Genomic DNA, 13,509 nt, shown 5'->3' with positions numbered 1-13,509 from the left:
TATTTTATTGATTTTAGCACTATAATAGTTTAAACAAAATGAAAAATTAATTTTTTTATTATTAAGTAAAAAAGCACCAATTGGTGCTTTTTTGAAACAAAAACTTATTTTTTTCTTTTAATTAAAGCAATAAGATTTGCAACCAATCCTAAAATTGTAGCACCTAAACCAGCTCATCAAGGTCATTGCATTGTTTCTGATAAATTCGCATTATTGTATCTATCTTTTAATTCTTGTAATTTATATTCATATAATGATTTCATTACAATTGATAAACCGTTAGTCTCTACTGCTTCAAGTTTTTCAATATCACTAGGACTAATATCTGAACCTTGTTTTTTAAAGATATTTAATAACTCTTCATTAACTGGGTTTAAATCACTAATAAATTTATTATTGTTTGTGATGTTTAACTCATTTAATTTTTCGTTAGCAAGTTTAAGTAAATTAGTATCGTTTGTTTGCAGTGCTTTAAATAAATAAGCTGTAGCATCAGCAAGTTGACGAGTAGCTTTATTTTCGTCATTAGCTTTAAGAGTGGCTGCTTGTAAAAAAGAAACACTAGTTTCCACTTTTGGTGTTACAGCATTGTTTAAGTTTTCGAGTAATTTATCAATATTGGTATTACTAATATTCGCACTATCAAATTCTCTAATAGCTTGCTGAATATTATTGGTATTTATTAATTTATTTAATAAATTTGTTTGGTTTAAAGTATTGTTTGTGAGTTTATTTAATTTATCAATTTTATTTCTTAAATCACTAACTTTAGTTTCATCAAAGTTATTTGATAACTCATTTAAAGTGTCATTAACTATTTTTGCTAAATCGTTTGCAGCGATTGATTTATCAACAATATCTTGAATTTCTTGATCGCTGTGTGCATTAGTTTGCTTAATTTCATTAATAAATTTAGTTTTATCTTCTCTTGATAAATAACTGAGATTCTGAATTTTATCAATTTCTGTTTGTTTTTTATCGTTATCATTAACTGCAGTTTGAACAATTTTATCTTTTTGATCTGTATTAATGTGTAACTGATTAATTAAATTTCTTTTTTCACTTTGAGATAAATTAGGCAATTTATTAATTAAATTTTCAGCATCTTGTACATCTGCTGTCATTTTACTTTTAGCTTTTAGAATTTCATTATAAAGATTATCTAGCTGTGCATATGTGATGTTTCCACGTTCAAAACCTGTATTTTCTTTAACTTCTGTAGCAGTCGCAATTGCTTGGTTATAAAAATCTTTTAAGTCTTGACTAGCAGAACCAAATAATTTAGATTCGCGATAATCATCTTGATTTTGTAATTCAGCTTCCAGCAACCCTTTTAAATCATTAAATCTTGCATCACCATCGAGAGCTTGCTCTTTTTCTTTTGAATTTTTGAGTAACTGATTAGCTTGTTCAAGTGATAAATTACCTTCAGGAGTAAGTGCAGATACCACTTGCTCTAAAACATTATCAAATTGACTTTGATTTGGATTTATTGTTGCATCTTTATAATTTTCTGTTTCTTTAGTAGATTCTAAGTCAGTCTTAGTTTCTTCTAATTTTTCCATCGCTTTATCTAATTTTTTAGCATTATTTACTAATGCTTCTAAATCAGATTTAGTAGTAGCTGCTTGAATTTGCTCTAAAATTGTATCTTTTTGAGCTTGGGTTAAATGTGTAAGTTTAGCTAAGTCGCTATTAGCCAATTCTTTTGCAGCCTCTAATTGAGCTTCACCATCGAGAGCAGCTAGTGTTTTTTGTAATTTTGTAATTTCTTCATCAACTTTATTACTATCTAAGTTTCCACCTGTTTCTATATTAAGAATTTCTTTTGCATCAGCAAGAGCTAAATCGAAGTTTTGCTTATTTGATGCTTCAGTATATTTTGGAGTGCTTTTGGTTTGATTTGCTGTGTCAACCAAAGTACTTAATTGATTCATTTTTTCATTTAAATCTGTTGCTTTTTCTAACTGTGATGCTACTTGTTCATCGAGTTTAGCATTATTAATTGCTGTTTTAGCAGCTTCTTTTTGAGCATTATTTAAATGCGTTAAGTTTTCTAAATCATTTAACGCACGTTCTTTACTTTTTGCTAATTTGGTATCACCGTTAAGTGCGTTATAAGCTTCTTGTAATTCTGTTTGTAAGTTATTTACTTGAGCTTGATTTTGATTTTCACCTGTTTGAGCATTTAGTAAACTATTTACTTTATCAAGTGTAGTTTTAAATGTGTTTTTTAGTTGGTCATCTGCATTTAAATATTTTGATGACTCTAAAACTTTATTAGTATCTTCTAATTTATTTTTAAGGACTTTTAATCCACCCATTGTATCATTTAACTTGCTTGCTGATGTTCAAAGATCAGCAACGTCATTTTTAAATTTTTGTGAATCGATATTTTTAGCTAAAGCTTCTTTTTGTGCATTATTTAAATGTTCTAATCTATTAGCAATCGATTCTTTTGCAAAGGTTTTAGCTTTTTCTAATTCCTTTTTACCATCAAGAGCATCGTAAGCTTCAGTTAATGAGCTAGCTAAATTTTTAATTGTTTCTAAATTTAGCTGCGATTCTCCTAAGGTTTGATTAACTAAAGTATCAGCTTGATTTTTCTTGGTATCAAAGTTTTCTTTAATTGAATTTGAAGCATCAATTCAATTTTGATATGTTTCTGTATCTTTAGTTAAATAATTTGTATCATCAATTTTTTTGATGCTCATTTTTAATAAGTTCATTGCTTCATCGAGTTTTTTAGCTTCTTCGAGCTTTGTTTGAACTTTTTGAATTGTGTCAACTTCTTCTGCTTCAATTTGACTAATTAACTCTCTCTTTTGAGCATCGTTAAGATGAGTTAAGTTATTAATTTCTGCTTTTGCTTTATTTTTTTCTGCAAGCACTTGTGAATCACCATCAAGAGCATCATATTTTGCTTTTAAGTCTTTTATTAAAGCATCTACAGAAGCTTTATCTAAGTTATGTCCAGTTAATTTATTTTTAGTACTTTCGGCATTAGCTAATACTTTATCAAAATCAGCTTTATTACTTGCTTGTGAGTATTTAGGCTGACTGTTTTCTTTAACTGGTTTAACTTTATTAATTTCTTTAAGCAATTCACCCATTGAATCATTTAATTGATTACCACTTGTTTTTACTTCTTCTACTTGATTTAAAGTTTGAGATTGCTCTACTTTATCTCTTAAATCTTTTTTCTGAGAGTCATTAAGATTTGGTAATGAATTAATTTCATCAATAGCTTTAGTTTTTGCATCAGCAAGTCTTTTGTTTCCGTCAAGGTTTTCTCTAGCTTCATCTAAAGCACTAGCATGAGATAAAATAGTTTCGACACTAACATCTTGACTATCAATATTGTTTAAAAATTCTTGTGCTGTTTCAATAGCACTTACTAAATCATTTTGCGTGTCCTGACTTGCTTGCGTGTAATTTGGAGTATTCTTTTCTTGCTCGGCTTTATTTTTAGCATCTTTTAAAGTTTGCATTGCTTCATTAAGCTTTGTAGCTTTTTCTAAAGCTTGAGCAACTTCGGTTTTGTTTGTTTTATCGTTAATTAATTGTTTTAGTTTATTTTTTTGATTTTCGGTCAAGTTTTCAAATGCGTCAACCGCATTACTTGCTTGTTCTTTAGCTTTCACTAATTCTTCTATACCGTTTAAATCATTCTTTTTATTGTTTAATTCTAAAATTAAGTTTTCAATTTCTTGTGTTGTAATATTTTGATTACTTACTTTTGCATCAGCATCGGTAATTGTGCTGTCAAAAGCAGATTTTGTTTCTTGTGTTGAATCTAAATAATCTTGATTTGTTTTATATGACTTAGCATCATTAATCGCAGCTTTTAAGTCATTCATTTTTTGATCTAGCGTATTTGCATTTGTCTTTTGAGCTTCAACATCAGCAATTGAAGTAGAACTATTAATTTTAGCTTTTAAGTCACTTTTTTGAGCTTCATTGAGGTTTGTTAGTTCTTCGATTGCTGCTTGTGCTTCTTTCTTAGCTTGTGCAAGTTTGCTATCACCATTAAGTGCTGCTTTAGCTTCATTGTAAGTTTTTAATATTTCTTTAACTTCTTGTAAGCTAGGATTTGAACTAGCTTTATTAGCTTCAAGCGCACTTGTAACAGCTGCTTTATAATCGTTTTGTTTTTCTTCTTCAGCATCTTTATAGTTTGATGTTTGAATTATATTTTTTGTATCTGTACGAACATCTGTCAGTAATTTCATTTGTTCATTTAACTCAGCTGCAATTTTCATAATTTGTGCTAAGTCAGCTTTAGAGGCTGCAGAGTTAATCGCTTTTTTCAGATTTTCTTTTTGAACATCAGTTAAATATTTAAATTCTGCTTCCTCACTATCATGAGGTTCTAATTTCTTGAGAGCTTCATCTTTAGCTTTTTGAAGCTGTGCTTCTCCATCTAAAGCATCTCATTTTTGAGATAACTCTGAAATTAATTGAGTAACTGATTCATTATTTGAGTTTGAACCAGTTTCGATATTTAATAAGTTTTCAGCTTCTGTGATTTTGCTGTCAAATTCTTCTTTATTTGAAGCATCAACATATTTAGTTTCTGTTTTTTTCTTTTTTAATTCCTCAAATTTTTCCTTAAGCATGCCCATAGAATTATTTAATGTTGTTGCCTGTGTTTTGATTTTACTTACAGCTTCAACCGAATCAGCTTCTTGTACTTTTTGCTTAAGTGCAGTCTTTTGAGCGTTATTTAAATTTTCCATTTGATCGATGCTGCTTAAAACTTCATCTTTTTTATTTTTTAATGTAAGATCTTCGGTTAGATTATTTCAAGCAGTTTCGATATTTGTAAGAACTTGTTGACCTTTTTCGTCTGTATAGTCTAAACTTTTGAATTTATTATTGTCATCTAAAAAATCATTTGTAAATGAGTTATCAAAAGCTTGTTTTGTTTCAGTAGTTGCTTTTGTATACTTATCTTCTGATTTTTTGCCATTTCAAGTTTTAACTTTTTCTGCAAAAGTTTTAAGCTTTTCTATTGTTTCATTTACAGTGGTTTGATATTCGCTAACTAATGTAATATTAGTTTTACCATTTACTGTATTTTTTATATTGTTATATAGGTCATTGGATAATAAATCTTTTTTACTTTCTAAAAAAGTGTTGATAAAATCATTTTTTGCATCTTGAAGATTCTTATCAGCAACTTTAATTAATTCTTGTACTGATGTTTTTGCTTCAGTAATTTTGTATCCTAATGGTTTACTTACTGTTGAAGTAGGTGTTCCAAAAAGTACATCAATAAAGTTTGTAAATTTACCCAAACCATTAACGGTTTCTAATGTAGAAAGAGTAGCGTTAGGATTTTTAGTTATATTAATAACATTTGTAAAATAAGAAATAGGAGATTTTAATTTATTTTTATTTTCCTCTGTTTTTAAATTAAGATAAAAATCTGATTTTTTGTATTCTTCTTCTTTTAAACTTTTTGTTTTTTCAAGTAAAAGCTTTAAAGCATCTTTGTACATCGGAACAGCTTTATTGATTTTTTGGATATTTTCAGATCCAACTGATTGAACTAAATCTGCACCATTAACATTTCCTTGTAATCCAATTATATATAGTGCCAATTGAGCTAGAGGCCCAACATGAGTATTATATGTTGCGTCAACTTCTGTTGAAATGGTGTCTAAGTGAGTATTTAGTTTTCTTAATGGTTGAACTAAAGTAGAATTGTATGATTTTCCGCCTCTTCACTCAGTAAAAGTATTTTTATTAGTACTTGGATTAAAATCTTTGATAAGTTGATCGTATTTTTGCTTAAAGTTATTATCAGTTCAATCTTCACCAATATTATTATTAGTTGCTTTTTCATCACTATAAAAGAATGATAAGTAATGTTGCATTAAGTTTACTAATCTATCTTTATTATTATAATCTGTTGATAATTTTCCTCATTTACCTTCACTATAAGTTATGTCGTTGTTTCTATAACCAGGAATGCTATGTGCTTTAAAATAAATTCTTCAGTTAGGATCTCCAAATGTAAACGATCAAAAAGCACCGTATCACTTCGTTAATAAAGCGTTTCACTTATCAGCAAGTGCCTTAACTTCTTCTCAGTTATCATGTTTATCAATTTTATCATTCAGGTATTTAATTGCATAGCTATTTAAACCACCTTTACCATAATCAAAAGCAAGACTCTGAATGTATTGTTTTTGCTGTTCTACACTTGGAGTACCTTGATTTTGACTGTTATCAATTGAAGTTGATAAAGCAATAATAGATGTTGTACTTAGCACCGCTAGAGGAAAGCTAAGCAAAATTTTCTTCTTCATACATTATCCTTTTTTATTTATAAATAATCCTTTAAACCTATATTTAAATTGCTGTTTAAACTTTGTTTATTTTGGTTAAATCAAAATTATCGTTAATTCTGATTAACAATTTTAAATTACATCTTACTTCATATTCCTCCTTAATTTTATTTTATTCATTTTAGCACGATAATTCTAAAAATGGAATATTTTCCATATTTATTTTTTCTAAAAAGTGATTTTTTAATGCTTTTTATTACTTAAAAGCTACTTTTTGGTTTTAAATAGACCTGCAATTGTGGCGATTAAAGCTGCAATGGTAGCTGCTAAACCAGCTCATCACGGTCATTGTAATGAATCTTTTTTATGAACTTTTTCAAATGCGTCTTTAAGGTTGTCAAGTTTATTTTTATAAAGAGTTTTCAATACATTAGAAATATCTTCTGTATCAACAGCTGCAAGTTTCTCAATATCTTCTTGCGTAACATCTAGGATATCTTTTTTGAAAATATCAAGTAATTGTTCTTGCTCTGGATTTAAATCACTAACAAATTTATTGTTGTTTGTAATATTTAATTGATTAAGTTTTCTGTTAGCTTCTTTTAGAAGATTGTTGTCATTTGACTGCAATGCCTTAAATAAATCAGCAACAGCTTTTGATATTTCAAGGTTTACTCTTGCTTTTTCGTTAACCTTTTGGGTAGCACTAGATAAAGCTGGAATGCTTGTCTCTAAATTATCAATCACTAAATTATTAAGTTTTTCTAAAAGTTCATTAATATTAGTGTCATCAAAGTTTGTATTATTAAAAGTATCAATTAACTCTTTAATGTTGTCAACTTCTATTAACTTATTTAATAAAGCATTTTGATCGGAAACATTACCTGTAAGGTTATTTAATTCGTTTATTTTATCTCTTGTTTGATTTGCTTTATTTTTATCAAAGTTATCAGCTAAGCTGTTAAGTAAATCATTAATTTCTTTAGTTAAATTATCAGCAGCTATTGCACTATTTAAAATGTGATCAATTGCTACTTGATCTTTAGCGTTTGTATTTATTAATTGATTAATAAAATTATTTTTATCTTGCTCTGATAAATTAGTTAAGTCTTGAATTTTATCAATTTGAACTTGCTTGTCATCATTAGTTTTTCTTGCAATTTGAACAATTTCATTTTTTTGTTCTGGATGAGCATGAAGCTGATTAATTAATGATTGTTTTTCAGATTCTGAAAGATTAGGTAGTCTTCTAATTTCACCTTCAGCATCTAAAGCATCATTTAAAATAGCTTCTTTAGCCTTAATGATATTGTCATAAAGATTCTTTAATTCTTGGTATGTAACTTGCGAGTGATTAAAGTTATTTTGATTTTTTACCTGATTAGCGTTATTAATTGCTTGTTTGTAAGCTTCTTGTAACTCAGTCTTGGCTAAGTTATATAACTGAGAATTTTTGTAACTTTGGTCATTTGCTAGCTCATTTTCTAATTGTCTTTTTAAACTTTCAAATTTTTCATCACCATTAAGAGCTTGAGTTTTATTATTAAATTCATCTAAAACATTTTTAATTTCTGCTGGATTAATATTATCAGTAGATTTTAATGTTTCAACACTTTGAGAGTAAGCTAAGTCATAAGCAGCTTTTTTATCAGCATCAGCATCTTTGTAATTCGTGCTTTCTTTTATCTTGTTTTGATCTACTTGCTTAATTGCATCAGAAAATTGTTTCATTATTTCATTTAAGCTTTTAGCTTGTTCAAGAATGTTAGATACTTTTGCTTTTGTGTTTGTTTCTGGAGCATCAATTTTATTTTTTAAAGCTTGCTTTTGAGCATTAGTAAGATTTTGAAGCTGATCAATAGCATTTTTAGCTTTTGTTTTTTCAGCTGCAAGTAAAGCATCACCGTCTAAGTTACTAATTGCATTGGCTAAATCTCTTAAAATTTGATCAATTTGTGCAATTGATTTATTTTCACCAGCTGCTTTGTTGTCACCTGAGTTAAATGCTCTATCAAATTCTTGAATTTTTGGTTCAGAAGCTTCTGTATAATTAGCAGTTTGCTTAATTCTATTTGCTTGTCTAATAGCATTAGCTAAAACTAACATTTTAGCATCAAGGTCTTTTGCTTTTTGTAATTCTGACTGAATGTTTGGAATTGTAACAGCTTCGTTAATTGCATTTTTTAAAGCTGTTTTTTGTGCCTCATTAATATTCTGTAATTTTTCTAGTTCTCTTAAAGCGTTTTCTCTAGCTTCGATAAGTGCACGGTCACCATCAAGTTCACTTAGTGTGTTAGAAAGTTTTCCAGTTAAAGCTAGAACTTCTGCTAAGGAAGCATTTTGATTATTATCAGAAGTAGTATTAGTTAAAGCTGTAGCTTCAGATAATGCATTATCAAAAGCTTCTTTTTTCTCTTGAGATGCATTTGTATACTTTTGCATTGCTTTAACATTTTTGTCTTGAATACTTTTTACTTTTTCGGTTAAAGTTTTCATAGCATTATCAATCTTTTTAGCATTATCTAAAAGAGTTTGTAATTCACTTTTACTTTTGGCAGAATTGATTTTATCTTTTAAATTATTCTTCTGTGCTTTATTTAAATGAGGGTAGTTTGCGTCAAGATTGTCAATTGCATTTTTCTTAGCAAGAGCTAGCTGAGCTTCTCCATCCAGTTTTTCTTCAGCAGTTTTAATTGCTTCAATTTGTTCTTTTACTTTTTCTAGCTCAGTTAAGTTTGTTCCACTAGTAAGATTTGCGAATGTTTCAGCAGTAGAAACCGCTTCATCAAAAGCATCTTTTTTATCTTGCTGTGCATCAATATATTTTTGCAATTCTTTAGTTGTATTATTAGCTCTAGTAATGGTATTTTTAAGCTCATTCATTTTCTCATTTAAGATTTTAGCTTTATCAACTAACTTTTTAACAGCCTGATTAGTTTGAACATCATCAGAATCAATAGCATTTTTTAAAGCTGTTTTTTGATTTTGAGTTAAGTTATTTAAACCATCAATTGTACTTTTAGCTTCTTTTTTTGCTGCTTTTAACGATGCATCACCATTAAGGTTTTCATAAGCTTGCTTTGTAGAGTTAATTAAATTTTGAACCGCATTAATATCTAAATTTGTTCCTTGCGTTTTATTTGTTGCGTTTTCTGTTTCTTTCTTTTTGGTATCGAAAGCCGTTTTTAATGAAGTTTCTGAATTTGTATATTTGACAGTATTAGTAACATTTTTATATAACTCTTTTAAATTACTTAGATCTTTCATCTTGTTGTCAAGATCGGTATACTGAGTTTTTAAACTTGTTAGTTGCTCAATTGTTGTAGCTTGTGTAATTTTTGATTTAAAATCATTAATTTGAGCATTATTTAAGTATTTTTTAGTTGCTAAATCTTGATTTAACTCTTGTCTTTTATTTTCTATTCTTGAATCTCCGTCTAAAGCTTTTAATTCATTATTTAAGTTATCAATAGCTTGTTGAACTTGAGATTGATTTAAATTAGAACCTGTTTGTTTTGCAATCGTATTAGTAGCTGTTTGCAATGCAGTATCAAAAGCATTTTTGTTTGTAGCTTGTTTGTAATTGCTTGTTTCTTTAGCTTTATTAGCTTTATCAACAAGAGCCTTTAATTCGCCCATTTTTGTATCAAGCTTAGTACCTTCGTTAATTTTGTTAGTAACTTCACTTTCAGTTTTAACCATGTTAATATTATTTCTAATATTTTGACGTTGAGCGTCATTAATATTGGTTAGACTAGCTAATTTTCTTAATGCGTCTTCCTTGCTTTTAGCAAGCTGTGTATTTCCATTAAGAGCTCCGTAAGCATTAAGTAATTCAGTTTGTAATTGCATTACACCTGCATTATCTTTGTTTTCACCAGTGCTCTTGATAAGATTTTCAACTTCTGTTACTTTTTGATCAAAAGCATTTTTTTTAGCTGGATCGGATTGTGTGTAATTTGTATTAGTCTCTAAACCAGATTTTAATCCTTCTAATTTTTCTTTTATAGATTTCATTGAATTATCTAAAGTTCTTGCTTTATTAGTAATTTCATTTACACTTGTGATATTTCTTGCACTATCAACTTCTGAAATTAAATTGTGCTTTTGCTTGTTATTTAAATTATTTAAAGCATTAATAGTACTTTTTGCACTATTTTTAGCTTGATTTAAACGAGTAGTTCCGTCTAATGCATTTTTTGCATTTTCTAAGTTAGTTTTAAGTGTAGATATTTCGCTTGGATTAATTGTATTATTGTTTGAATTTGCTAAAGCTTGCTCTGCTGCTGCTAATTTTTTATCAAAATCTGTTTTATTAGATGCATCTTCGTAATTTTGAGTTGCTTTTGCAGTTTTAGCTTGTTGAACTGCATCTTTTAATACACCCATATTAGTATTTAATGTATTTGCAATATTTTTAATTTCTTCTAATTTATCAAAAGTTCTTGCATCATCAACCATTTGTGATAATTTTTGCTTTTGATTTTGAGTAAGATGCTGCATTCTATTAATTTCATCTTTAAGTTGTCTTTTTGCTTCTGGTAATTTAGAATTTCCATTAAGAGCTTTTTTAGCAAGATCAAATTCAGTTAAAGCATTATCTAAATTAGCAGTATCTTCTTTTTTAATTTTGTTATCTGTTCCGGTATATTCTTTTAGTTTATTTAAAGCATTATCAAAAGCAGTTTTTAAGTTTTGGTCAGAATGTTTATAATTATCTGTTTCTTTAACTGTTGCAGCGTCTTGGATATCAAAATATAAATTTCTTCCATAACCATCTAATTTGGTAATTTTAGGGATTAAGTCTTCTAGTTGTTTTATTCTGGTTGCACTTTTAATTTCTTGTTGTAATTTAGGTTTGAGTTCATTATCAGAAATTCAATGAGCAGTGTCAAAAATAGCTTGTGTCTTTCTTCTTTGTTCTTCTAATCTTTCTACACCATCTAACTGATTTATAGCTCTAACAGCGTCATCAAACTGCTTTTTCATTTGTTGACCATTTAATTGAGCTATACCAGAAACAGCGAGTCTAGTTCCGTTATCTAAATAATATGATCTTAATCCGCCTAATAAATTATCTAATGCTCTCTTTTTTTCATCTGAAGCATTGACATATTTTATTTGATTTTTTATTGCTTGATTATCACCAGAGTCTTTGTCAAACTTTTGCAAAATATCATTAAAAATTTTTCCTGTATATTCAGATTGTAGTAAGTAGTTTGAAATTGTAGATTTTTGTCTTAATTGTTCTGGAGTTTCTGTTTTTGAACCGAATTTTAATTCTCCGCTATTTCTCATTGCACTAACTGCTGAATCTCTTCTGCCTTTATTTCATCCAGGAGTATTTGATACTTGTGAAATTATTCTATTTTTTTCTCTGTATCAGTCATTACTAAATCAAAAATTAAAATTATTTGAGTATTTTCCAGTTGTTTCATCTAAACTAGGAACAATCTCTAAATAAAAGTTGTCAGCTTTTTCTTTATCATAATATCTAAACTCATTTTTAATATTTGAATCTGAAGGATTAAATAAAGCATATTTTTCTCCGTCAAAAGAAAAATTAGCAGTTTTAGTGTTAGAGTTTAAATAAGATTGATCGGTAAATTGCATGCTGCCGATAGGATTTTGTAAATCACCATAATAAAACTTATACTCAAATTTAGGTGTTCCTAGTTCTGAAGGTATTTGTCCACCTTTTACTTCTTTTGCAATTACGGTATTTTTCAATTGAGCTTGACGATATTTACTTCTGTCATATCATTGAACTGCCATTCTTTTGTGGAACCCAGGCGTTACTCTACCTGAATTATCCACGTTAATATTAGATCAATAAACTCCTATGAAAGATCTAGGTGATTTATTAGTAGGTTTTAAGTTACCTTTTTCATTAAGTAGTCCTGCAGTTGTAGTTTTTTCGATTTTTTTTCTAACATTTATAACTAAATCCGTTACAGGTCTATTGTTTCCGTTGAAGTTCGATCCTCTTCTATTATTTTGAAAAGCAATAACTCTACCTAGACCGCTAAAGTTATCTCTAAAATATCTTTTTTGATCATCGCTAAATCCCATAATTTCATCTTCAAAGAATTTTTTTGGATCTCCACCATTATTTGAGTTTGAAACTGCAATTTTAGAAATAAATCTTTGAATATTATTTTGATCAAAGAATAAATATTCATTTTGTTTTTCTGGTCTTATTTGTGTGTTAAAAACATATGAATGACCTTTCAATACATTTGGGCTTGTAAGTTCAGCAATTTGCTTAGAATATTTCGGGTTACTATCCCATTTATTATTTCATCCTTTTGATCAATTACTATTAGGAACATATTCTAAATCTGAAGATAGTACTAATCCTCATTGTCAATTATCAACTTCAGTTCCGTGTGGAGGATCGATATTAAATTTTGCGTAGACTGTATAATCTTCAGCATCGTTATTAAGAATTGAATTTTCTATTTTTCCTTTTTTTGAAGTAATCTCTAAAGAAACTGGTGAATTTATAGTGTCATCAAAAAATACACCTCTATCATCAAAGTTAGGTAAAACAGGGTTTCTGTTTTGCTGTTCGTAAGTTGTAACACTAGGAGCTGTATCTGAGTAAGTATATTGTCCAGACTTAATTCAGTTAATTGTTTCGCTTGAAGAACTTGGACTAGGTACTGTCCTAGTATTAGCACTAGTTTCAACGGTTTGGGCTGAAAATGCTAATGAAGTTAGAGAGCCGAGCGTGGCAGTTGCACTTATTAGTAAAAGTGTCCTTTTATTTTTCATTTTATCCCTTCGTAAATTAAACAAACAATCTTGATTAATTTTTTATATTTAATATTTAATTTTTCTGATACTAAAATGTTTTAAACTTATATTTTTAATATCTTGACTACTATTTTTAATAGTGCAAGAATTTTAGCACAATATTTTTTATTTATTTCATATATATATATATATATATATATTCAAAAAAATTGCTTTTTAAGGTAAATTTAGTTAAAAAAAGCACAAATTCCATTTTTATGAATAGAATTTGTGCTAAAAATATGCAATTATTTTTTAAATTTTTCACGAAATTCTGATAACTTTTTATCGATTTCGTCAAAATTAATATCTTCAATTTTTTTAGTATTTTTTACAAAAACTGTCTCTTCAGTTTCTTGTTTTTCTTTAGTAAATAATTCTGATTTATTCACTTTAATTTTTTGATCACTATAAT

Annotated in this window: 2 protein-coding genes; both read right to left on the bottom strand. The window is 28.1% G+C overall.

Annotated features, from left to right (window positions below; genetic code table 4):
• Positions 1-104 precede the first annotated feature (104 nt).
• Positions 105-6,317, bottom strand: coding sequence for a Smc domain-containing protein (locus EI91_RS01750; RefSeq protein ID WP_036452398.1), 6,213 nt, complete (start codon positions 6,315-6,317; stop codon positions 105-107).
• A gap of 246 nt (positions 6,318-6,563) precedes the next feature.
• Entirely contained in the window at positions 6,564-13,073 is a 6,510-nt protein-coding gene (locus EI91_RS01745) for a rhoptry family protein (protein ID WP_036452397.1), read from the bottom strand.
• Between the last annotated feature and the right edge of the window lie 436 nt (positions 13,074-13,509).

It is taken from the genome of Mycoplasma buteonis, assembly GCF_000733865.1.
GTDB lineage: Bacteria > Bacillota_I > Bacilli_A > Mycoplasmatales > Metamycoplasmataceae > Mycoplasmopsis > Mycoplasmopsis buteonis.
The sequence above is the reverse complement of the archived record's forward strand: the minus strand, read 5'-3'. Positions and strand labels throughout refer to the sequence as shown.